The sequence below is a fragment of the Candidatus Poribacteria bacterium genome, from assembly GCA_026706025.1.
Taxonomy (GTDB): domain Bacteria; phylum Poribacteria; class WGA-4E; order WGA-4E; family WGA-3G; genus WGA-3G.
The window spans coordinates 209,254-233,228 of the sequence record JAPOZO010000052.1 but is presented as its reverse complement, the minus strand read 5'-3'; the positions used below and the strand labels follow the sequence as shown (position 1 = coordinate 233,228).

Annotated in this window: 16 protein-coding genes; 4 read left to right on the top strand and 12 right to left on the bottom strand. The window is 47.2% G+C overall.

Annotation, left to right across the window (positions count from 1 at the left end):
- Positions 1-184 precede the first annotated feature (184 nt).
- Genes OXH00_11905 through OXH00_11895 form a run of 3 tightly spaced genes read left to right on the top strand, consistent with a single transcriptional unit; the run spans position 185 to position 6,430 of the window.
- Positions 185-2,485: a BatA domain-containing protein gene (locus OXH00_11905; protein MCY3741715.1), complete on the top strand. Its 2,301-nt coding sequence runs from the start codon at positions 185-187 to the stop codon at positions 2,483-2,485.
- On the top strand, positions 2,485-4,476 hold the full coding sequence (locus OXH00_11900; protein MCY3741714.1) for a hypothetical protein: 1,992 nt from the start codon (positions 2,485-2,487) through the stop codon (positions 4,474-4,476). Before OXH00_11905 ends, OXH00_11900 begins: the two co-directional genes overlap by 1 nt.
- A 46-nt stretch (positions 4,477-4,522) precedes the next feature.
- A complete protein-coding gene (locus tag OXH00_11895; protein ID MCY3741713.1) occupies positions 4,523-6,430 on the top strand; it encodes a hypothetical protein in 1,908 nt (635 codons plus the stop codon).
- Between the two features lie 51 nt (positions 6,431-6,481).
- Here OXH00_11895 and OXH00_11890 read toward each other — a convergent pair whose 3' ends face one another.
- The 12 genes from OXH00_11890 to OXH00_11835 form a co-directional block, all read right to left on the bottom strand.
- Positions 6,482-7,408: a DUF4097 family beta strand repeat-containing protein gene (locus OXH00_11890; GenBank protein ID MCY3741712.1), complete on the bottom strand. Its 927-nt coding sequence runs from the start codon at positions 7,406-7,408 to the stop codon at positions 6,482-6,484.
- A 54-nt stretch (positions 7,409-7,462) separates the two neighbouring features.
- The gene (locus OXH00_11885; GenBank protein ID MCY3741711.1) at positions 7,463-8,587 is read right to left on the bottom strand and encodes a DUF4097 family beta strand repeat-containing protein; all 1,125 of its coding nucleotides are present in this window, start codon (positions 8,585-8,587) and stop codon (positions 7,463-7,465) included.
- A gap of 101 nt (positions 8,588-8,688) precedes the next feature.
- Complete coding sequence (locus tag OXH00_11880) at positions 8,689-9,246, bottom strand: hypothetical protein (protein MCY3741710.1); 558 nt, start codon at positions 9,244-9,246, stop codon at positions 8,689-8,691.
- A 222-nt stretch (positions 9,247-9,468) separates the two neighbouring features.
- Complete coding sequence (locus OXH00_11875; protein MCY3741709.1) at positions 9,469-10,683, bottom strand: DegT/DnrJ/EryC1/StrS family aminotransferase; 1,215 nt, start codon at positions 10,681-10,683, stop codon at positions 9,469-9,471.
- Between the two features lie 21 nt (positions 10,684-10,704).
- Positions 10,705-11,259 carry a DUF402 domain-containing protein gene (locus OXH00_11870; GenBank protein ID MCY3741708.1) on the bottom strand — a complete coding sequence of 185 codons (555 nt, stop codon included), beginning with the start codon at positions 11,257-11,259 and terminating at the stop codon, positions 10,705-10,707.
- A 101-nt stretch (positions 11,260-11,360) separates the two neighbouring features.
- Positions 11,361-12,380 (bottom strand): homocysteine S-methyltransferase family protein, encoded by a 1,020-nt coding sequence (locus OXH00_11865; GenBank protein ID MCY3741707.1) that lies wholly within the window; start codon positions 12,378-12,380, stop codon positions 11,361-11,363.
- Between the two features lie 185 nt (positions 12,381-12,565).
- Positions 12,566-14,446 (bottom strand): ASKHA domain-containing protein, encoded by a 1,881-nt coding sequence (locus OXH00_11860; protein ID MCY3741706.1) that lies wholly within the window; start codon positions 14,444-14,446, stop codon positions 12,566-12,568.
- Positions 14,447-14,552: 106 nt separating this feature from the next.
- A complete protein-coding gene (locus tag OXH00_11855) occupies positions 14,553-15,311 on the bottom strand; it encodes a corrinoid protein (GenBank protein ID MCY3741705.1) in 759 nt (252 codons plus the stop codon).
- Positions 15,312-15,507: 196 nt separating this feature from the next.
- Positions 15,508-16,554: a TRAP transporter substrate-binding protein DctP gene (dctP, locus tag OXH00_11850; GenBank protein MCY3741704.1), complete on the bottom strand. Its 1,047-nt coding sequence runs from the start codon at positions 16,552-16,554 to the stop codon at positions 15,508-15,510.
- On the bottom strand, positions 16,551-17,459 hold the full coding sequence (locus OXH00_11845; GenBank protein MCY3741703.1) for a TRAP transporter TatT component family protein: 909 nt from the start codon (positions 17,457-17,459) through the stop codon (positions 16,551-16,553). Before OXH00_11845 ends, dctP begins: the two co-directional genes overlap by 4 nt.
- A gap of 211 nt (positions 17,460-17,670) precedes the next feature.
- Positions 17,671-18,783: an aminomethyltransferase family protein gene (locus OXH00_11840; protein MCY3741702.1), complete on the bottom strand. Its 1,113-nt coding sequence runs from the start codon at positions 18,781-18,783 to the stop codon at positions 17,671-17,673.
- A 146-nt stretch (positions 18,784-18,929) separates the two neighbouring features.
- On the bottom strand, positions 18,930-22,607 hold the full coding sequence (locus tag OXH00_11835) for a BamA/TamA family outer membrane protein (GenBank protein MCY3741701.1): 3,678 nt from the start codon (positions 22,605-22,607) through the stop codon (positions 18,930-18,932).
- A 231-nt stretch (positions 22,608-22,838) separates the two neighbouring features.
- On the opposite strand from OXH00_11835, the gene OXH00_11830 reads away from it, so the two are divergent.
- A complete protein-coding gene (locus OXH00_11830; GenBank protein MCY3741700.1) occupies positions 22,839-23,891 on the top strand; it encodes a TIM barrel protein in 1,053 nt (350 codons plus the stop codon).
- Positions 23,892-23,975 lie beyond the last annotated feature (84 nt).

The window sequence follows — 23,975 nt, the reverse complement described above, 5'->3', positions numbered from 1 at the left end:
CATCAGTCATCAGTTAAAGAGGTTCCTAATAAACCCAAATCATCTCTGAAACCATTAGCATTTCAGAGATGATAACATGTTAAAAGAAGGTGTACATTTATCAAAACCAAAACTGATGACCGAAAACTATTCCTCTGACGACTCTCTTAACTGTTCTCACTGCGAGGCAAACTGATAACTACTGATGGCATTTCTCAACCCACTATTTCTTTTTGGACTCCTCGCCGCTGGTATCCCACTGATTATCCATCTTTGGAACCGTCGTCGTGTCGTGACGGTCGATTTTAGCAGCCTGATGTTTCTGATGGCGGCGCATCGTGAAAATGCCCGGCGATTTCAACTCAGGCAGCTGCTGATTTTGCTTTTGCGGATGGCAATCGTCGCACTGATCGCGCTTGCTTTGGCACGTCCGTTCCTGACGCTTGGACTGCCGGTCGCGTCCGTCCGCGCGAAAACCGATGTCGTTATCGTTTTGGATAATTCCTACAGCATGGCGTACCAAGATGTTGATGGCATCAGGTTTGAAAAAGCGAAAGTTTTGGCGATTGATATTCTGGATACGCTGCGGCACGGAGACAGTGCCGCACTTATTTTGATGTCGGATGTTCCGAATCCTATTTTTCGGCAACTCACGCCTGACCTTCGGAACGTTACAGCGGCGATTAACGATGCTGCAGTCTCTTATCGCGCCACGAACGTTCAGACGAGCCTTGAACTTGCGCACGAAATCCTTGCCGAATCAGAACAATTGAACAAAGAACTCTATCTCATTTCAGACTTCACCCGGAACGGATGGGAGAACGTAGGGGCGAGGTTACCTCGCCCCTACAATCGTTCTGGTGCGCGTGTTTCTCTGATTCCGGTTGCCGAAGGAGAAGCACATAACACAAATATTGAAGAAGTCCGTCCCTCCAATCAACTAATAGGTGTAAATCTACCGCTCCAATTGAATGTGACGACCGCGAACCATTCGGTAGCACCGTTGGCGCGAAATATGCTAACGCTGTCTATTGACGGCGAGAAACAAAAAACTGTGAGTTTTTCTGCAGCAGCTAACGAATCGCTGAATACGACTTTAACATACAACTTTTCTACACCCGGCACGCATATCGGTTCCCTTACACTCACAGAGGATCGCCTCAACGTTGACAACCAGCACTATTTCACTCTGGATGTCGTTGGTGAAGTGCGGGTCCTTTGTGTCGGAGAAGATACGGAATACCTTACATTGGCACTTAACCCAGATAAAAATAGCCGTCAGCAATCGGTTTCCGTCAGCAATCAGCAAAGAGATTTTCTTAACGCCCCACCGACAGCCGACAACCGACTGCTAACAACCGATACAATGATTTTACCGACGCAATGTACGCCTACTGCATTTGAAACCTTTCCGCTTGAAGATTACGACGTTATCATCCTGGCAGATGTGCCGCAGATCACCCGACAGATCAATGCGCAGCTGCAAGAGTTCATCCGGCACGGTAAAAGTGTTATAGCCTTTGTGAGCAGTTCCAGCGATGCAGATAGTTACAACGCACTTAGCGATGCTTGGTTGCCTGCGCAACTCGGTAGTCGGCTCACGTGGACACCACCGCAGCAGGTGCGTGCGTATCAAGCGGCACATCCTATTTTTGATATCTTTCCGAACGAAGGTTTTTCTGCGCAATACGCCCCACAATTTCACAGCGGTGTGGTACTACGTCCTACCTCTGAATCGGAGGTAATCGCACATTTCGATGATGAAACGCCGTTTCTTGTTGAGCGAAATCAGGGAACAAGCACCGTATTGCTCTATAACTGTGGACTCCTCAGACAACAGCGGAACACATCCACGGCAAATGCCGGACCCTCTCGCGCTACAGCCGTTACAAACGATCTGCTCGTTAACCCGTATTTCCTCCCGATGCTCCAACAGAGTGTGCTTTACACTGCCATAGCGAATCGTAATCTTTTAACATGGGGCGGTCATGTCGGAGACACCTATACGGCGCGTTATCCGCGCAGTGCTGGCGGAAAAGCGTCTATTCGCTTGAAAACGACTGTCAATACGCCAGATAACGATGGCTCCGGTACTGATAATAGTACCGTGGTCCCGATTGCTGAAGATGGCACGCTGCAATTTCAGGGGACAGAACGTCCCGGCATCTATCAGGTTGAGGTACGAACACAAGGTAGACTCCAACGAGATTTTTTCGCGGTGAATGTTGACGCGACTGAAGCTGACTTAGCACGGATTCCGCTTCAACAAGCAGCTGCGCGCCTCGGCGCGCAAACGGTAGCAGGTGTGGAAATTGATGGGACAGCGGGGGCAGCTGATGCTTACAACGTTAAAAGACACGGCAGGGAAATATGGGGTGAGTTGCTTCTTTTGGCTGTCTGCTTTATACTCCTTGAAAGTTTCCTCTCAAATCGCGGAACCCACTCGTTCCAGGGAAGAGGCGACAATCCGGGGCACGATGGGGCCTTGATCGTCGGTGAAACATAATGGTAGATTTTAGCTTCGCTACGCGCCCACTTGGAACTCTGTGCTTGATTGCGCTGCTCAGCATCAGTATACACGTTGAAGTTTCATCAGAAACAGCACCTGCTTCGCAGAACGGAACAACGGGTTTAGGAAATGAATCAAATACTGTACGGAGCCTTGTTATCAAAGGCAATGATTCATTTCCCGAACAGCAAATTCGTGCCCTGATGCGGACAGATGTCTGGAGTGTATATGATGAAACTGCTTTGGCATCAGATTTTGAAGCGATCATAAGTTTTTATAAGGAGAATGGTTATCACTTCGCGCGCATGGACAAAGAACATACCTCTGTGAAGAAATTCACTGATGGCGTTTATCTCGGTATTGAGATTGACGAAGGCGTTATCGGGGAAATCAATTTATCTGGTAACGAGAAGACCAAGAAAGACGTTATTCTCCGTGAGCTCTTGTTTGAAGTTGGTGATGTTTACATAGAAGCAGACAAGGAAGAAAGTGAGCAAATACTCCGTGATAAGACTTATATCGGAGCAGCAAAAATTGTTCCGTTGTGGGATGCGAGTTCCAATGCGGTAGCGATTCAGGTGAATGTCACAGAACTCTGGTCGCCTCCGCTTCCTTCAATTGACCCGGCATTGAACAGCCAAGGGGGTACGTTTCTTTTAGGGTTGCGGGAATCCAACGTATTTGGTTCCGGCCACGACACTGAGGTCCGTTATCAACGGATCAGTGAGATCGGTGAAAAAACAAAGAGTCTTTTGACATGGAAGTATAAAATGCCCCGTGTTGTCAGCTCACATTGGAACTTTGATGGTGCTTACATTCAGAAACGTCAAGGAGATTCATGGGCGATCATATTAGAACGTCCACAATACACATTGAAGAGCCGCTGGAGTGCAAGGTTTACCTTGTCAGAATCAATAGGTGATTTTTCATGGTTTGAAATGGATCCGTTTTCGCAGAAATTAAAGCGAACAGATAGATTTGAGGTCAATTTACAAGGCGTGTCTGGTAGGATCCGGCGATATTTTGGGAACCGAGAGCGTCAAAACTATATTGGGCTTTGGGCGGCTTCACGCCGTTCAAAGTATGTGCCAATGGAAAAAGAATTTCCTTCCACGGCGGATCTATCAAATCGCGACATCAAACTGGTTGGTATTACTGTCGGACGAAAACGTGTCACTTATCACAAGACGCAGTTTATCAGAAGAATGGGGCGCGAGGAAGTTTTTTTAGTAGGATCTGAATACGCTTTCTCAGTAGGACACGCTTCCCCTTTATACGGTTCAGATAGATCAGAGGGCTACGCAAACCTTATAGGGAGATCAGGGTGGACGCGCGGGAATCGGGTATTAGGCACAACCCTTATAGATATCAGTTCATACTTCACAACACACATTGAGAATTCCACGTTTCAGGCGCGAACTTCGTGGTACTACACCGACGTATTTAATACAGGCGATATTTATACAGTTGATAAGGGATTTCGTAAGAACGGTTTCTTTGATTTTTATCAAACGTTTGTAGCAGAATTCAAAACGAGATTGGAGTTTGGTTGGCATGGTGAAAGCCAGGTCCTCCTTGGGGCTTTCAACGGATTGCGGGGTTACGATTATCGGCAATTTAGCGGTGAAAAAATGATGGTGCTGCGCCTTGAAAGCCGAACTGTTTGTGGTGGGACGCTCTTCAGGAAACTTGATGAAGGAATTGAAGCCGTTGCCACTTTCATCGCGAAGCCATTTATCAAACGTTCCGTCAACCTTGGGCTCATCTTAAGTGCGACTGGCTTTACCGATATCGGTTATATCTGGAATGGGAAACGGACATTTAACCTAATGGACCCAAAACGAAGCATTGGGTTCGGGCTACGGGGTGGGTTTGCCAAGGTTAGCAATGCAGGGATATTTCGGTTTGAATTTGCGTTTCCGCTTGATGCTCCATCTTCTCCATCGATCAAACAGATGCTTTTTTGGGGTATTGAGTCCACATTCTAATCTACCAAATGTATTAGGATTCCGTTAAGCGTTCACAGACATAAATATGGACACACCGCCACGCACTTCACTTGAAAGCATCACATGGCGAGCGATCCTGATAGGACTCCTGTCGCTACCGCTCAATATCTACCTTGTCGTTCAGACAGAAACAGTATGGACAACACAATATCCCACCACAATGGCGATTCTCTTCAACGCCGTTTTTACGCTTTTCCTTGTCACAATCATCAACCTACCCCTAACACGCTACCTCCCAAAATGGCAACTCACGCAAGCAGAAATGTTGACGATATACCTCATGGTAACCCTGGCATGCGTCGTGTGCGGACACGATCTTTTACAGGCGACGATGTGCGTCTTGGGGCACGCAGCATGGTTTGCAACACCAGAAAACGAGTGGCAGTCCCTCTTTTTCCGATATATCCCGGACTGGATCGCTGTTCTGAATCGGCGTGCCTTAACCGGCTATTATGAAGGCACCTCAAACCTCTTTGAAATCGAGCATATCCGCGCATGGGCTACCCCTGTAATGGCATGGCTGGTTTTCTTCTCCGCGCTCGCGTTTTCCATGATAATGCTCAGTGTCATCCTCCGTAAACAGTGGATTGAACACGAAAAACTGAGTTATCCGATTATCCTACTCCCTTTTGAAATGACGAAAGGGGCGAGTTTCTATCGAAATCGGCTCCTCTGGATAGGCTTCGCGGTCGGATGTGGACTCGACCTACTCAACGGTATCAGTTTCCTCTATCCATTTGTACCGAGCATCCCTATCCGCTACGACATCGGGTTGATGTTCACTGAAAAACCGCTGAGTGCCATCGGATCAACACCTATTCACCTAAACCCTTACGCTATCGGTATCGGTTTCTTGATGCCGTTAGACCTATCACTCTCCTGCTGGCTGTTCTATCTTTTCTGGAAGGCACAACTGGTTTTCGGGGCAATGACTGGAATGAACCAGACACCCGGATACCCGCATATTGACATGCAATCGCTGGGTGCGTATTTTGGACTCTGTTTTTTCGCGCTCTGGATTACACACAAACATTTATGGCAGGTTATTCGTAATATCTTAGGTTTGAAAACAAATCTTGAAACGGTAAACGAACCGATTGGGTATCGCGGCGCAGTTGTTGGACTACTGCTGAGTATTGCAGTCGTTTTTGGGTTTTGTCTGAAGGCGGGGATGTCGTGGTGGGGGGTGCTTGGGTTCTTCAGTATCCATTTCATACTCGTTTTAGCGTTCACGCGGATGCGCGCTGAACTTGGCACACCGACGATGGATTTCTACCGTGCCGGTCCTGGGCTTTTCCTCACTTCAATTTTGGGATCCAGAAAAATTGGAGCACCGACATTGACAGGGTTCGCCTTCCTCTATGGGTTCACCCGTAACTACCGCTCGCAACCGATGCCGAATCAATTGGAGGGGTTTAAACTTGCGGATAAAGGGCGTATTAATACACGTCAACTCCTTTGGGTCATGTGGGGCGCGACGGTTATCGGACTCCTTATCGGGTTTATCGCGTTTCTACATGCGGGTTACCTGCATGGAAGTTTGGGAACATGGCGCGGACAAGAGGCTTTCAGCGACTTGCAACGTTGGTTGACGCTCCCTAACGATACAGACTGGAGCCGCCTCGGATTCTTCGGGTTCGGTATCTCGCTGACGCTTACGACGCTCTTTATGCGTTTGCGATTTATCTGGTGGCAGCTGCATCCACTCGCCTATCCGCTTGCGGGGAATTGGAACTTCGGCAGGCTCTGGTTTCCAGTCTTTTTGGCATGGTTGATAAAGTCTATACTGATTCGGCACGGTGGGATTGGCGCGTATCGCCGAACGCTGCCCCTCTTTTTCGGGACAATGCTCGGCGAATTTGTGATGGGAAGTATTTGGGCGATTTTAGGACTATTTCTCGGACAGCGGATGTATTCGTTCAAACACTGGTAAAATGGTTATCAGTTTGCCTCGCAGTGAGAGTTGTCAGTTTGAAAAAAGTGTTTAATTCGATGCCTTCTGTAAATGAATGTTTCCACCAGAGGTGCGCAGTTTCAGCAAGGGACCGCCGCCATTTATACTACCTTCCAACCTATTTTTCGGAGCCTTCCCTTGAATAACCGATTCCATTGCAAAATCCGTTGAGACGCGTCCACCGCTGGTTTTTGCTTCTAAGTCAACTGCAACATCTGGCATAAGTGTGCAGGTTATCGCACCGCCCGATGTGCGCAAACTACATTCACTCTGCGGTTGTGTTGCCAGAGCGGCTTGGATAGAGCCGCCTGAAGTTCGCGCTGTCACATTCCTGCCGATGCCTCCTAACCAGATACCACCTCCGGAAGTTCGGACATCTGTTCCGCCCTTACAGTCCACGACCTTGATGCTGCCCCCTGAAGTCCTACCTGAAATAAAACCCTGAATTGCACCAAAGCGGAGGCTGCCGCCTGAAGTTCGCACCTGAACATCGCCTGTGACATCAACTGCCTCAATACTACCACCGGATGTATGCCCCGACACTGTACCTGTAATGCTCTGAAAGTGCAAACTACCCCCCGAGGTCTTTACACGGACAGCACCAGTAAGATTGACCACGGAAATGTCACTGTTTAGGGTATTCAAATCAACATTATACTGTTGTGGGACCGTTATCAGAAAATGAATTTTCGCAAGATTAAACTGTTTCCGCCAATGCTCCCGATCGTGTTTGAAATCACCTCGAATATGGACATCGGAACCCTCTTGTTCAAACGCCAGTTCAAAATCTGCGAGCATTTTTTCAACAGCCTCAACCGATTTGGATTTTGATTCTTTCGTGATTACGACTTCAACGTTCTCGTGTTCAGCGGTTTGGATTTCAATTGCCCCGAACTCCGATAAAACAGTTAAACTCCCGCCGCTCTTGACACCATACGTTTTTTCAATCTTTTCCAAAATAGGTTCCTCCACTGCTATAGCGTAAGTGTTACTTTTAATGCTCAAAAGGACTTAGTTTGCTGCCTTTTCTGCCTTTTGCAAACGGATGCTTCCGGCAGAAGTGCGCAATTTTAGCAAGGGACCACCGCCGTTTATACTACCCTTTAACCTATTTTTAGGCACTTTTCCGTGTATGACCGAAGTCACTGGAAATTGTGTTGAAACGCGTCCTGCACTGGTTTCTGCATCTAAGTTAATAGCGATATCCGGTATGAGGGTAACAGTGATACTGCCCGCCGATGTGCGTAAATTACATTCACGCTTAGGTTGGTCTGTTAGAGAAGCTCGGATAGAACCGCTTGAGGTTCTCGCGTTTACAGTTCCGGCGAGGCTTTCCAACTTGATGCTGCCCGACGAAGTTTGTGCTTGAACATCACCGGCAACATCACCAATTTCAATACTGCCAGACGACGTTTTCACATCAACAGTGCTATCACAGGAGGTCAGCTTGACACTTCCAGCCGAGGTGCGTCCCCACACAGGACCTTTGATCCTACCAAGCCGCAAACTCCCAGCCGAGGTCTTTGCACGGACATCACCATCAAGGTCTGCTACCGAAATACTACCGTTTGAGGTATCCAAGTCGATGTTGTACTGCTGAGGCACTGTCACCTGAAAAAGAATTGTCAACTGACGCAGTTCTTTCCGCCAATGTTTACGTCCTTTTTTAAATTTCCCGTCAATACGAACATCGGAACCCTTGTGTTCAAAAGTTACTTCAAAATCCTCAACAGCCTCTTTTACCCGCGGATCCAACTTGAATTTTGATCCGTTTTGAACCTTACCGTTTATTATGACAACATTGCCTCTATTACTGTTACTCTGGATGACGACATTATTATTGACGACATTATTACCGACAATATTAACCACACCTGAACCAGCGGGACTGAAGATGATAGCAGCCTCAACCTTCTCCTGTTCAGCGGTTTGAATGTCAATTGCACCGAATTCCGATGCAACTGTTAGATTTCCGCCAGCCTTGACATTATATGTTTTCTCAATTTTTTTCAGGATATTGCCATCCGGGGTTAATGTGACGTCGGACGCAACTTGCGCGTTGGCATTAAAAGCCCAAGCACTGCTACAAAAAATTATCAGCACCGCGAGGGACTTTAATTTCATGAACCTCGCCATTGAATTCCTCCTACAACTTCTCGGATTTTGTTATGGCGTTAAAGGGAAGGCGCGACCTGCCTGGAAGTTCTAAACGCTATCCCAGACAGGCACACCTTAATTTATGTCCCATTATTTTGCTGTTGTGTTCGGATTTCTTGGAGTATCTCGACAACAGTCTCCATTTGTCCTTCAAGTTTGCCAATACGCTGTTCGACAGATGCCGCGTCCGCATCTTCGTCCGAGGTAACCTCAACGGTCTCGGCGGTATCAACATTATCTGCTTCTGTTTGCCCACTCCACATATCTTTGAGAAAGGAGGGCATGGATTGCCGGACAACCTCGCTGACATCTTTTAGTTCGTCACCAATGGTTTTTTTCATGTGATCGAAGTCAAAATCGTCAACGCATCCTTCTTTAACGTACGCTGCGACTTGGTGGCATGCGAAACAGATGTCGCCAAAAGTGGCATCTGTTTTGAGGGGTTCAAAGAGCCCATCGGGTACAGCTTCAAGATCCATTAGAAGGGTCAGAGCGTTGTTGAATTGTCGTGCGCACCGCTCCTCACCGTCAAAAAGGTGCTCTGAAGAAATTACTGAAGTTTCAACAATACGTGCTGTGGTTTCCAACAGCCGTAGGATTCGGCGAATTTCTTTTTGGGATTCATGTTCGTTAGACATGATTGTCTCCTTTTTAGGTCGATTTGCTTATATAGAGACCCTCAAGGCTGAAAAGGATAGTTAAAAATTCAAACTGCCCTATTTTCGTTTCAAATACGCAGAGAATAAAAGTGAACAGAAACGCCCAGATTTGCCTATCGGGTTCGTCTATATAGAGTCATCTCCGACTGAAAGGATAGTAGAAAAAAATAATTAGGCTTGCTAACCGCTGGGACCGAGACATCAAGCCGTTTCCGACTTCAGTTCGGCGACGTTCCGGCGGATCTTGATAACTGCCTTAATAATGTCCTCCATAGCCTCTTCGCTCGCCATAAGGACGTTTTGGCTTAGAGAAAGACCTGTTTGACATATTTTTTCAGTCTCAGGACACTGCACATCATCAAAATTGAGATTCTGACCGAAAAGATTAGAGGCGAGGAAGTTGGCGCGATACATAGGGGTGGAATACCAATATCCCATAGGTATGCCCTCTGCACGCATCGCACGGAGGAAAGTCTCGCGTGAGATGCCTTCAAACTCTTCGGAATCAAAGATCGCCTTGTAGCCGTGGCATCCACCACGCGTCGCGCGCGGATCCAATGGCGTGACTTTAATACCCGGAACCTCGCCAAGCCAACCGTCTAACCAGCGCATGTTCTTGTGTCGGTGATTGGTTTCAGCCTCAAGTCGGGTTAAACGAGAGAGGAGGAGACCGGCTTGCCATTCTGTCATACGGAAGTTGCCACCGAAGGGTTCTGCGTCTCCGAATTCAGCATCAGGCAGCGTGCGACCACAGTTATGCAGTGCATAAGCCCGTTCATAGAGTTCCCGATCGTTCATCAAGACAATGCCACCCTCGCCAGCGCAAAGGTTTTTCGAGGACTGGAAACTGAAGCACCCGAAATGCCCCCAACTACCAACACCGCGTCCGCGCCACTCCGCACCGTGGGCCTGCGCGCAATCCTCCACAATCTTGAGATTATGGCGGTTCGCAAGGTCAACAAGTGCGTCTAAATCTGCGGGATATCCTGCGATATGGACCGGCAAAATGACTTTCGTCTTTTCAGTGATCGCGGCTTCTACCTTGGAAACATCCAATAGAAAACTATCCGGTGCAGTATCGACAAAGACAGGCACGGCATGCGTCATCAGAATCGCAACGACTGTTGCTTGAAAGGTATAGGAGGTCGTGATAACTTCGTCGCCGGGACAAACGCCCGCCGCTTTCAGGGCGATATAGAGTGCCGAGGTGCCGCTATTGACGCAAACGCCGTAGTTCGCACCTTGGAATTCAGCGAACTGTTGCGCAAATCCTGGAACTTTCGGTCCACCAACACCCCATTGCTTACTGTTATAGATAGTTTCAAATGCTTCAAGATCCGCCGCGTCGAGTGTGGGCCACGCCGGAAAACCGTCAGTTCGGACAGGTTCGCCGCCGTTTATTGCCAAAGTTGCCATCTTCTCATCCCCCTTTGACTTCTAAGGTAATTTCTCTACATAATCCCGTAAATCTGTGAACTTCGCCCTATTAATTACATCTTGTACCTGACGCGCTAAAGCCCCTGATTCTACTTTAGCGATTAATGTGTTCAGGACCTCTCGCGCTTTTCTTTCTAATTCAGTGTCAATTGCGCCATTTTGAATGGCTTCCGCAAATTCGTCCTCATCCTGAATTTCATAAGTGCCGTCTGGATTTACCCAGAGATCCAAAAACAGATCGGTTATTTCAAAACACTCAAGTTTTCCTGCCGCATTTACGCGCCGCTTGACGGGTTTCAGAACATCACAATAATAGCCTGTCCACTCATTATCCAGATTATAAACTTTGCCGACATCATACCAAAGCCCTGTAAACACAAACCAGATTGCAGCAAAGTCATCCCCTAAAACTGTCTCGCCGTTTTGAATTATCGGTGAGGACGGTTTAACCCGTTGAGACGTGACAACCACATCGTCGTCGAGATAAAGCAATTCCTGTTGGAAGTGATTCACCCGGTCCGGGGGTCTTTTATAGGTGAGTGTTACAGTTTCCATTTCTCTAACTTTCCTTGCGGTTCGATCAGGTGGATTGGAGTTTGAAACTTTCTCTCCGTATACCCGCTTTCCATTTCATTCCAAGCTGCGCGCTTTTTAATTTAGGACTGATGTGCCACAATTGCTTCACGGAAGGCTTTAATATGCTTCGGTGTTGTGCCACAACAGCCACCTATCAGGTACGCTCCGGCTTCAATGAGTGCGGGAACGTGGCTTGCCATCTCCGCTGGTGTTTGTGTATAGACAGTGTTATGATTTTCGTCGAGCTTCGGCATGCCGGCATTTGGATATGCCATCATCCATTTCCCGTTGACTCCCGTTTCAGCGAGTGCCGTATTGATTTGCTGGATACCCGCAATCGCATAAGGCATCCCTGTATGTTCATCGCGTCTGGATTCAGCACCACAGTTTACACCAATGATACTCACAGCATCTAACAGTGAACCGCCGTCTGAAAGTCCGTTGTTTATGAGAATCTCAAGCAGATCCGCAGGGGAATTTCCCCAATCTGTCCGATAAATAACATTACCTGTCCGCCGTTCCTTCGTCCATTTGTACGTCAAATTCACCGCAACAGGGATTCCTGTCTCACGTGCGACATCTACAGCCATTGCTGCCTCTTTTGCGGAAAACATCGTCTCAAGACAGAGAAAATCCACACCCTCTTCTACGAGTGTATGGATCACCAATTTATGTGCCTCTCTCGCGTCATCATTTGGAATCCCGAAAGTTGTATCCCCGCTATCGGCTTCAATCGCACCGGGAGAGGGGCCGACGGAACCTGCGATATATACATTTTTTCCGCTCTGCTCTACAGCCATTTTTGCGTGTTGGACAGCAAGGCGTGTCAGACGTTGCGCACCCGCTGTGTCTTGCCCCGCCATTTCTAAGTGAAGTGGTGATGCGACAAACGTATTTGTTCCAATCGCCTCAGCACCTGCGTTGATGTAATCTGAATGGATGTCAACAACCGTAGCAGGATGCAATTCATTGGCGAGTGCGCTGTTCGCGAGTTCTATACCGCGAGCAAACATCTGCGAACCGAACCCGCCATCGTATAAAATCGGTTCATCAACTTTTAAGCGTTCTTGAAAATTTTTAACTATTGGGTTTTCGCGCATTTTTTTCCTTCGTCTCAATGGTTGCCAGTTGTCAGTTCGCTTCGCTTTCAGTTGTCAGATTTAGAGTCGTCAGTTATCAGTTCGGAAACCTGTTGTATCGGGTACAAACCTTGTTACTGCCACAAGACAGTAACTGACAACTGACCACTGAAAGGATTTTCGTAGAAAATCCGAACCGATAACCACTATACCATCGGTTTAAATTGACAACCTTCCACGAATATATCAAAGAAATCGGGTGTGGTTTCCAATTCAATGTGTTCAATATTGCTGACAAATGCTTCAACACTTACGCGTTTTTTTTCGGAGAGGAGGACAGCCGTCGCGCCTGCTACTGCTGCGTTGCCGATTTTGACTACATTTTCTTCTGGAACAGGTGCGAGGAATCCGATTTCAATTGCATCCTGTAAGTTAACATAATTGGCAAAACCGCCTGCCAAAAAGAGTTTTGTGATGTTTTCAGGCGCGCAACCGAAATGTCGCAGGACAATATACTGTCCGCAGTAATTGGCTGCCTTTGCTTGCGCAAGATTACTTGCATCCTCGCGTGAGAAGGTAATACCGTGTTCCGGCAAAAGCGGTATAATACGTTGCTTCCTTTCTGCAAAAACGCCTTTCGGACTCATCTGGTCGTTCCGTCGCAACTCCGCAAGGAGTGAAATCAGTCCAGAACCGCATAAGCCTTGCGGTGTCTCTGCATCAATCGTCTTATAACTGAATTCGCTGCCATTCCATCTCACAGACTCAATCGCCCCTGGGTAAGCAGGCATCCCGTATTCAATACCGCCGCCTTCAAATGCGGGGCCAGCAGGACACGATGCAGCTACCATCCGATTTGCATTTCCGACGACCACCTCTGTATTAGTCCCGACATCAACCAACATGATGACTTCATCCTGTGAGGCGATGTCAACTGCGATTAAATCCGCGGCGACATCTGCACCGACATGGCTGGCAATCAACGGTAGGCTGTACACCATCGCTTTCGGATTCGCACGAATGCCTAAGCGGCGCGTCTTTTCCGTAAGCGAAGTGGTTGAACGGATGCCGTCCCGATATTCATGCTCAATCAGGGATTTATACGGTTTTTGTCCGATGCTCTGGACATCCTGCTTGAAGAAAATATCGCGCATTGTTGTGTTCCCGACAACGACGATTTCATAAATTTCCTGTCGGACGAAGTTGTGTCGCTCACACATCTCCATGATCTCACTGTTTAGTGCGGCGATAAGCGAGCGGCGCAGTTCACCCTGAAATTCGCCGTCATAACTGATGCGGTTCATGATATCGCTGCCCCCGAAACGCTGTGGGTTTTCAAAGGAACTGACAGAAACCGTCTCTCCGTTCTCTAAATCCACCAAATTCGCTACTACCGTTGTTGTCCCGATGTCTATGGCTAACCCGTAGAGATGTCCTCGGTAACGATCAACAGGTTCCTTGTTATAGTAAACAGTTCCGTCTTGATGCGTAACTCGCGGGCTGAGTTCCAGTGCTGCATCGTCATTTGTAACCGTATGTGTTAGGATCTTCGGTGTGCGCCGGAGCGGCGTAAACTCAATGTCTTCATCAACATCAAGAACGACCGCTTGGCAGGCGAGGCGGTAGTTGTCTCGAAGGAAGGCTTCGGCTTCATTAGGGGGTTGGAGACTGTCCATTCCGCGTTTAATCTCAACGATGCATTCGTGGCACTGCCCGGTTCGGAAGCAAGAGGTCGGTACTTGGACGGTTAAATCATCAGCATAGTCAAAAACGGTTTTTCCGGGAGTGAGTTGATAAACCTTTCCGTCGCATGTGATCGTGCCTTGTGATTCCGATGTCCCATCAGGGGCGTCAGTTTCCCAAGCACTGCGATAATCTAATTTATCATCTCCGACACAGAGAAGACCTGTCCCTTCATCAATTTTCCGCTGGTTTCGGCAGCCGAACTTCGCCGTGCAGTGGTCAAATCGGTTTTTGTACGGGCACCGATAAGTTGCCTGTTCATCGGCGTGAACAACCAACCCTTCAAAGATCTGTGTAATTTTATTGAGGCGTTTCTCATACTCCGCTTTATCTATTTTTTTCATGTTTATTGGTTATCAGTTATCAGTTTTCGGTCTTCAGTTAAAGAAAGGTACGGTTTAACCAAAACCTTTTTAATTCGACAACCCTTAAAACCGATAACCGTTCCCCTTACCACTCCTCAGGTTCTTCAAGAAGAAACTGTTTGGCTAAGGCGACACAGGCGAGGGCATCTTTCCCGTATCCATCAGCCCCCATGTCGTCTGCGAATGTCTGCGTGACTGGCGCGCCACCTACCATAATTTTTACCTCTTCCCGCAGGTCCTCGTCAATGAAGGCATCAATTGTTTTTCCCATGTTCGGCATTGTTGTCGTCAGGAGTGCTGACATCCCCAAAATTGGTGCCTCATATTCCTCAACGGCTTCAATGAATTCATCTTCAGAAGTATCGACACCCAAATCATGTACCACGAAACCTGCGCCGCGTAACATCATAATGCAAAGATTCTTGCCGATGTCGTGCAGGTCGCCTTTGACGGTTCCCATAATCACTGTGCCGATCGGTTCAATGCCTGATTCGGAGAGGATCGGTTCAATATATGCCATCCCTGCTTTCATTGCGCGCGCGCATGCAAGGACTTCTGGCACAAAGATGAAGTTCTCTCTGAATTTGATGCCGACGATGCCCATCCCAGCGATGAGTCCATCATCCATAATTTCTAACGCTTCTGTGCCATCTTCCAGAGCTGCTTCGGTCAATTCATCGACAGTGTGATGGTCGCCGTCAATCAGTGCAGCAGCGATGTTTTGCATAGCAGGGGTCGCTTGCGCGAACGTGTCAATGGCAAGGGCTATTTCATCTGGTTCTTCCAAGAATTCTTCAATTTCTTCTCGGATAAATTCATTTGCGATGTCATTAATAGATGCCACGAATTTTGAATCCCTCCTCAATCTTCAAAGGGATATAATACCACACACTCGGAAAAAAGACAAATGAATTTCACGTCCAACCAGAGGCATTCCGTTGTCAGTTATCGAATTATCACAGGACTTAGACAAATTTGGTAGGCGCGCTTTGGGAGCGCGCCATCTGAGAAAGGTTGCTAACGCATTGCGTCAGTGCTATCTATTTGCTTTTTCGGTACGCTTCCAAGAGGGCGTTAATCTTATCAAGGAATTCCTGGGAGTAAATCTCACCAACGAGGGCGTTGTGGGTTTCCGCTGCGATGGTGTCCCACGCTTCTCGCGAGTCTCCCTCAAATTCAACCACCTGAATGCCCGCCTTCTTTTGGAGTGCCTCAAGTGCCCTGTCATTGTCTTTGCGAATATTCTGAATGAGATCACTCTGATACGCGTCGGCGGTTTCACGTAAAACCTGCTGCTGTTCCGCGGTCAGCTGATCAAATTTCTCCTTCGTTATAACTGTTGCCCCAACCCCAACATTGACAGGAAGGTCCGTCATGTATTTGAACTTATCATACCATTGGAGTGCGACAGTGACATAAGGAGACGCCGCTAAGGTGTTGAGCTGCCCCGAGTAGAGCGAAGATAAGACCTGTGTTACTTCTCTCGGTACAGTTGCGATCTCGGCGTTTTTGTAGAATGTGAGGGCAATTTTGTCCGTCGGACGCGCCCACATCTTGACGCTTGGGGACTGAAGATCGGCGATAGTGCGGATGGGTTGATTGCTGAATAGATAATAGTATCCGATGTCCCCCATACCGAGCAGGATATACCCGGCATCCATAAAAGCCTTGTCAAGATCTTCTCGGAGGTAGTCCCGAACGTAATCAAGCTCCTCGTAGGTTTTGAACAGCCGAGGCAGTTGAAAGATTAAGACCTCTTCTTGTATCTCACCGAGTCCAGTGGCAGTCATAGCACCTGCGTGAAGCAGCCCGGCTCGCATCTTACGGATAACATCAAGTTCGTCTCCTTGGACACCGTTTGGATAGATACGGAGTTGGAGTTCACCACCTGTTTTGGAGCGAATTTCTTTTCCCATCGCCTCAAAATTATTCATCCATGTTGAACCTTTCGGTGCGAGCGTCGCGAACTTAACGGATTCCGCTGCAAGATGCGTTATTGGTAAACATAACATTCCTAAAATCAATAGAAACACGCATGCGAATTTAGCAGTGTTTGCTTTATAAGTGGACTTCATTTTTATCATCATTCAGAGTCTCCTTCCTCTATGTCTGGATCGAAAAGCATATCAGCTTGATCAAGCCAGCGTTTGGCGCGCGATTTTGCGAGCGATGTGGCAGCCTCTTCCCCCGGATAAATATCTTGCGGGGCATCAATGACCTCTTGTAACGCTTGCTTGTAGAGTTTCACGTCCTGTTTAGGATAGGCATAGTATCGTGCGAGATAGAATTTGCTCATCAGGAACTTGCCGTCATTAAGTTTATCGACATGCTCAATGTGTTCCTTCGCTTTCTCTGGATCACCGCCGATTGATGGTGATCGGTCACCGTAATAGACAGCATAGAAAAGGTGGGCACTCCCGAAGTAGAAGGTTTCGTCCAATTCAAGCACACGACGCATCATTAACTCGACGCGAACAAGGTCAATAACTTGCATCGGGTCATCTTTCTGTAGGCTGATCCCACGTCCCATAGCGTAAGCAGCCCAAAAGAGGGGTTCAACCTGTTTTTCCTTCAGTTTCTGGAGTGCCTTTTCAAATACGGGGATTTCAACAGTTCTGGGTTGCTCAAAGGTTTTATCGGATTTCGAGAGTGCCTTAAAGGCGTATTCTTCAGCCCGGACATAGTGTGCAATTGCTTGTGAACGCATTTCAGCTGCTGTTTCGGAATCTCCAGCGATTTCTGCTTCTTCCATCTTATCTTCCAAAAAACCGCTGTAAGATGAATGTGCGCGTGCGGTCTTGACAATGAGTCCGGTATTCCCAGTCTTAGCCAAACGCTCAAGGGTTCCGAGATTTTTGGCGAGAGTGGATTCTACGACAACTAAATTGCCCTCTTTTTGAATCCTGGATAGCTTGGCAAGACCACAGCCACCTAAAAATATGGGTAAGAGCAGCAACAACAACGTTTGGATTCTAAAATATTTATGTATCATGATGAATATCCCTTATGGTTGAGTTGTGAGTGGCATTTATCCACAACTTTTGGTTTAATGGTAAAGGAAAAGTGGAATGTTCCATTATAAAATTCCTCCTCCACAGTTTTGCCTGCGCGCTTATAGAGCAAAACCTGAAAATTGACATTATACAGCGCGCTGATAGAACTTTATTGTGATACGTTACACAATAATTTTTTCGGCTTGCGTGTTATGCCGAGAAGGGCAGTTGTACGACTGTAGCATCAACTTGCCCATTTGATGTCTCAATCTGAACACGACTGCCTGCTTCCGTAACCGCGATCCGAACGTACCCCAAGGCGATTTGTTTTCCGAGTGTTGGCGCGAAAGTCGTACTCGTAATCCAACCGACCTCTTTTTCGCTGTTGAAGACCCGCGCCCCTGGGCGAAGTTCGCAGCCATCTTCGGCTATTGGGTTGTCGTCGATTTCAATACCACGTAGCAGGCGATTCGGATGTCCCCGATATTTCATCCGTGCGACAATCTCTTGTCCGATATAACATCCCTTCTCAAAGTCGATGGCGTGTTCTAATTCCGCTTCGAGAGGGATAACAGCATCGGTTAATTCTGTTCCATATCTGGGGATACCCGCCTCAATTCGCAGTGACTCAAGCGCATTCCAGCCGATAGGTTGCACGTTAAATTGTGATCCTTCAGTCATCAACGCTTCCCAAAGTGATGCCAACGCCTCGGCAGTGGTATGAAGCATGTAGCCGACTTCGCCAGTAGTATCTGTCCTTACACTGATGATCGGGTGTTTAAAACGTTCATCTACTTCACGAACACAGTTGTGGCGTTCTGGCAAAGCAGCGACATCGCTCACGCCCAGGACAGATTGCACAAGTTCGGACGATTTAGGACCGTGGACAGCAATCGCGCCAGTTTCAGCGGTTAAATCAGAGAGTTCAACATCATCAGCGATGATGTACTTGTCTAATTCACCGAAGAGATTTTCTGCGGTCTCAGGGGCGGTGTCAATAATGATTGCGTCTTCAAGGACATAGATATTTAAATCGGCGATGATTTTGCCGCGGTGGGTTAAGAGCGTGGCGTATGTGCCTTGTCCTGCTGAAAGCCCTTCAATATCATTGGAGATGATGCGGTGTAGAAATTTAGCGCGATCATCACCAGTTAATTGATGCCTGTTTCGGTAAGATAGATCAACAATACCGACACTATTTCGTACGGCGTGATGTTCGGAAACAGCATCGGTGAACTGGACAGCAATATTCCAACCTTGATGCTTTTCTGCAAAAGTCGCGCCGAGCTGCTCATGAATGTAATAAAGTGATGTTGTTTTCATAGATATCAGTTTGCCTCGCAGTGAGAGTACGGTTTTCAGTGGTTACCAGTTACCAGTTGCCAGTTACCAGATGTGTCCTTTCTGGCAACTGGTAACTGGACACTGGCAACTTCTTTACTGATAACCGGTAACCGACAACTATTCTCCTAAAAGATACGGTCCAAGCGTAAAATAACTCCCGGATTTCTTAACGAAAAAGACGAATCGAGTGGTTCTGCAACTTCAATAGCGACGCTCCACGGTGCCATGGTGCCAAACGGGTCTATGAAAACGGAACATCCAACACCAATTGCGGTTTTAATCCGTTCTGTGAAAGTCTCAAAATTGGAAAAAGGTGCGTCATTGTGCCACCAAATGCTGCCTGCGTCCAAGAAGCAGCTGAGTGTCCATCCAAGTGTGACATCAGGATCTCTACGGATTGTCTCTTTGATGAATCTATACTCAAGATTCAGCAGAAGGCGATTATCTCCAGCGTACCTGTTGAAATGATAACCACGCAGGGTGGAACCGCCTCCAAGGTGAAGAAGGCGTTGCCTGGGCAAGGGGTCATCGGAAAAATCACCCGCAATCCGAACGTTCAGGTTATGTGGACCGATCAGCGGTGTATAGCGTGCTATTTCAAATCGGTAGAAATTGAAGTTGTAATCACCGCCGAAACGTTGCCCTGTCATTTCGACCGCGAACTGTGCACGCCACCCGCGCCGAGTTCGTTCATTGGCAAAAAACAGCGTGTGGAAATCTCGTGTGACTGCTGATCTATGGTCCCGGGTATCAAATGCAAAAACGAGAGAGAGGTTTCTCAATTGTCCACGATCAATCCGAGAATTACCACGCTTGATTTGGTTCCGGTTTAAGTAGCTCCAATCCGTTGATTTGGAGAGGTTATCGTGTTTTTCTCCTGTGAATTCCAGCCTAAGAAAACTCCATTCAGTGGGCGCGTAGATTATCCATCCTTGGGTTCCCCAACGTTCATAATAATCTTGAAAGGCGAGACCGTAATAGGCGGCGCCCAAGGTAGCATCACCCTGATTTAAGTAGGTATTAGAACTGACATCAGTGAGTTTATAGAAACTCGCGCCAAATTTAAGGGGTTGTCTCTTGAAGAACCCTTTTTCGATACCGGCGTGATAGTTCCATATTTTGCTTGAAAATCCATAACTGACTGACCCGAAGACCTGCTCTTTGCCTGTCAGGCGAGTTGCGAGTGTTCCACCTGCTCCGAGCATCAGCCCGTGAACACGATTGAATTGAAGAATTGGAAAGCCTCCGGGTTGAGCGAAGGGTTGTTCTTCAATCTCAATAATCATGATATTTTTGCCACCCTCGCGTTGGACACGCCAATCTCGGACAGATTTAAAGTGCTCACTGTTTTCGCGGAGTTCCTTGACCATGCGGTTAATCTTTGACTGGGCAAGGGTATGGCGGTAAATATCGGGTGTTTGTGAACTTTGTTTTTCACCAATGTCTTCAGTCTTTAGGTTAAGAGCCGACAGCAGTTCTGCCCGCGAGATACGAGCGTTTCCGGTGAAACGAATTTCGTGTAACGTGCCTTCGTTAATAGTGAATTCAAGGGCATCGTTAGCTAATTGATGTGTAACGGTTGCGAATTCATATCCACGGTTTGAATAGAAATCGGCGATTAGCTGCTGTTTGCGTCTCGCGGCTTCGACAGCAACGTAGCCGGGTTTCAACTGAAACCATTCCTGGATGAAATGGGTCGGAAAACTTCTATTTCCGTCAATCCTAACCAATCGGGCAAGTCCTACAGGGGCTTCTGTAACTTGGATATGCACACTGACAGCTGGAAAAACCCCGGGTTCTCCAGGTGTGAGATGCGCTTGTCTTGTCTCCAAACGTGCGTCCTGAAACCAGTCATGATCTCGCAATTCCGCTATTAGCCATGAAAGCTGCGAACCTGTGATAATATCCTCAGGCTGAATAGGAAGATGATGCTGGATAATCGCAGTTGGAATTGAAGTATTACCTTCAATTTCGATTGCTGTAATCCGAAATTTCTCCTCGGATGCGAAGGTTTCTAAGGAAGTCAGTGGTGCCTTTACAAAGTCCAATACACCCATCGCTGGTGCAGAGCGTTCAGAAAGTATGCCCATATACTGATGCGGTGCGTGGGACCACCAGGGATGTTCGCTATCATAAGTTGGTAGCCAATAGCTATATTCTCTCTGTGTGGTAGGTACAAGGTCTTCCATATTTCCGGCGTTGCTGTATGCTTTACGGTGGATGTTAAAAAACCATCTGTTTTCAAAGGCAGGTTTGTTTTTCAAGTCTGATTTAGAAGGTTTTTCCAATATTTCACGCGGGAGCGCAACTTCAATGCTCCAAAAGGTGGTGTTAATTTGGGTGGCGACTTTTGCATCTGAATTCCATTTGCTATCGGCATCAAACGCTGTCTGCAAAGTCTTCCGATCCAAAGTAAGTTGGACATCGTGGGGGGCAAATTGGAAATTAGGGGCACCTGGGACGTTAACTTTCTGATCAAAGAACGCGCCAATCGGGTTGATAACAAAGTGGTAGTAAATGTCGGTTTGAAGGTTGGAATCAATCAAGATTTCAATACACTCGTCTTCCCAAATAGGCGAATCAAGCTGTGTCTGTGAGATATGCGGAAGCTGCGATTCAGCGACGTAGGCTTTTACGCCGATATATAGATTCTCAGCGTCCCACATCAGAAGCGTTTCAGTAGGATTCTGTGGTTCACCAGCACCATCTGCGTTCTGAAACGGTGAAAGTGCCGCTGCCTTCTGCCACACTGTCTCAAATAAATTGCCATCAACGACGGGGGGTTGTGCTATCTCCGGTACAGGTTGGGTAGAGTCTTCAAACGGATCCGACACAGTATCCACGGGTGTATCTTCGTCATTCGGTGAACTTGATAGCAGCGAAATTGCATGGGTCGCTTTTAAACGAAATAGGGGCCCCCCACCGTTGATAAGCGTTAGCGATGTCTCATCATCAATTTGGGCAGGAAGGTTGATAACAATCTGCTGCTTTTCGCTCTCAAGTTCAACATCAACAGCATAATTTTTAGGTAAATCTAATCGGATATTGCCCCCTTGGGCAGTCACATCCATCGGTGCCGCAACAGGGTCAAGTATAGTCAAAACGATTGAGCCGTCTTGTGTCTCCAGTTTATTCTGCCCTTGCGTTAGCAAAATTTTCCCATCAATGCGTCCCTTTTTTAGCGTGACATTGTAGGTACCCAAGGTCTCATCTAACTGGACGTTCCCTGTTTCTGCCGCAATTTTTATCTTGCCTCGGATATGTTTGAGGTGTATATCTCCTGTCTTTGCTTGGACTTTAACAGAAACATCTGCAGGCGTTTTAATCGTACATTTCAACTGGAGTTGTCCTTGGAGCGTGGTGTGCAGATCCCTGATACTGGGAAACGGGTTAGGTTTTTCGTCAGTCGTATCCATTTCTGGCAACTTTATCTGCAACTGCAGTATACCGCTGTTCTGTGTTCCTATTAAGGAGATGTTCTCCAAATAGTTCCGAATTAGCACATCATGTGCTGTTTTTGTGGCTTGTGTCTGTTTTTCAAGGGTGACGCTGATGCCTTCGCCCTCCGCGGCAATCATTTCAATGTCCGCTGGTATGTCTAAATTGAGTTCTATTTGGTAAATATCTTCAAAACTGAAGTTTTCTACAGACGTTGCCGCTAATATTGAAGTTTGTTCTTGCGTCGGAATAGATTCATCGGATGCCTTTTCGGGATCCCCCGCGCCTGCGGGTAAGACAAATAAGTTCAGGACGCACATAAAACAAAAAAATAGATATAAAGGCGATAGGATTGTACGATACATGGGTAATATTTTCAGGAAAATTCGTTTTAATTCGGAATGCGTGGCATTGCAACATCGGATTGAAGACTATATCTACGGAATTGCTTGACATATTTTAAATAATACTTTATACTTATTAGAAAAGTCAAGCAGTTTTTTCGTACCCTTTACCCTTATAGGAGCGTTTTATTATTCAAAGTGATTACCATAAAATGAAAAGGTAGAGCGAATGCTGCGTATAGGAGAAAGTAGATGCGCGAATCATTTGAAGGAGTGACAGAATACTGTTTCTCTTTCGGTCCATGGAACATACACGAGGGAACAGACCCTTTTGGTCCCCCTGTTCGGGAATCGTTTAGTTTTGATGAGAAGGTTAGTTTCTATCGCGATCTCGGTTTCGTTGGCATTCAATTTCATGATGATGACATTGTACCTGATATTGATGAAAAGACCCATGCCCAATTAATAGCACAGACAAAAACCGTTAAAAAACAATTGGACGATCACGGTTTAACACCGGAAGTGGTTGCCCCGCGTCTGTGGGAATCGCCCCAGACAATTGACGGGGCTTACACGTCGAATTCTGCCAAAGAGCGAAAGTACGCGCTGGAACGTTCAAAACGGTGTGTGGATATTGCCAATGAAATTGGGTGTAAAAACCTTGTGTTGTGGCTTGCCCGCGAAGGCACCTATATCCGAGAAACAAAATCGTCTGCGGACGCGGTTGGCCAGATTCTGGATGCCATCAACGCGTTACTTGAATACGACGCGGAAATCCGCATTCTGATTGAACCGAAACCGAATGAACCGATGGACATTGCCTATATTCCGACGATTGGACACGCCATCGGGTTGGCGTATGCGAGCGATGTGCCGGAACGGGTTGGTGGATTAATTGAAAGCGCACATGCTATTCTGGCAGGGTTAGAACCATCTGACGAAATGGGATACGCGCTGCATCATAAGAAACTTTGGAGCGTACACCTTAACGACCAGAACGGACTTAAATTCGACCAGGATAAGGCGTTCGGGTCTGTCAATTTGCGACGGGCATTTAATCAAGTCCGGGTCCTTGAAGAGAACGGATACGGCAGAAACGGTGAATTCATTGGATTGGATGTGAAAGTCATGCGAACACAACCGCGCGACATCTCAACCAAACATCTATTGAGCAGCCGAAGAACCTTCCTTAACCTACTTGAGAAAGTACGGACGTATGATAAAAAAGTTGAACAGGAGTTTATCGCAGCGCGAGACTATGAAGGCTTGGATTTCTATATTCTTGAACACCTGATCGGTGTGTAGTATCTATTGTAGACGCGCCGTTGCGACGTATGCACAGCGCGTCAACTCAACGGAGAGTCATAAGGCGGCAGAGGACAAAAACAG

Coding starts and splice junctions, on each gene's coding strand:
- OXH00_11905 (MCY3741715.1), top strand. CDS start 185: ATGGCATTTCTCAACCCACTATTTCTTTTTGGACTCCTCGCCGCTGGT.
- OXH00_11900 (MCY3741714.1), top strand. CDS start 2,485: ATGGTAGATTTTAGCTTCGCTACGCGCCCACTTGGAACTCTGTGCTTG.
- OXH00_11895 (MCY3741713.1), top strand. CDS start 4,523: ATGGACACACCGCCACGCACTTCACTTGAAAGCATCACATGGCGAGCG.
- OXH00_11885 (MCY3741711.1), bottom strand. CDS start 8,587: ATGGCGAGGTTCATGAAATTAAAGTCCCTCGCGGTGCTGATAATTTTT.
- OXH00_11880 (MCY3741710.1), bottom strand. CDS start 9,246: ATGTCTAACGAACATGAATCCCAAAAAGAAATTCGCCGAATCCTACGG.
- OXH00_11875 (MCY3741709.1), bottom strand. CDS start 10,683: ATGGCAACTTTGGCAATAAACGGCGGCGAACCTGTCCGAACTGACGGT.
- OXH00_11870 (MCY3741708.1), bottom strand. CDS start 11,259: ATGGAAACTGTAACACTCACCTATAAAAGACCCCCGGACCGGGTGAAT.
- OXH00_11865 (MCY3741707.1), bottom strand. CDS start 12,380: ATGCGCGAAAACCCAATAGTTAAAAATTTTCAAGAACGCTTAAAAGTT.
- OXH00_11860 (MCY3741706.1), bottom strand. CDS start 14,446: ATGAAAAAAATAGATAAAGCGGAGTATGAGAAACGCCTCAATAAAATT.
- dctP (MCY3741704.1), bottom strand. CDS start 16,554: ATGATGATAAAAATGAAGTCCACTTATAAAGCAAACACTGCTAAATTC.
- OXH00_11845 (MCY3741703.1), bottom strand. CDS start 17,459: ATGATACATAAATATTTTAGAATCCAAACGTTGTTGTTGCTGCTCTTA.
- OXH00_11840 (MCY3741702.1), bottom strand. CDS start 18,783: ATGAAAACAACATCACTTTATTACATTCATGAGCAGCTCGGCGCGACT.
- OXH00_11835 (MCY3741701.1), bottom strand. CDS start 22,607: ATGTATCGTACAATCCTATCGCCTTTATATCTATTTTTTTGTTTTATG.
- OXH00_11830 (MCY3741700.1), top strand. CDS start 22,839: ATGCGCGAATCATTTGAAGGAGTGACAGAATACTGTTTCTCTTTCGGT.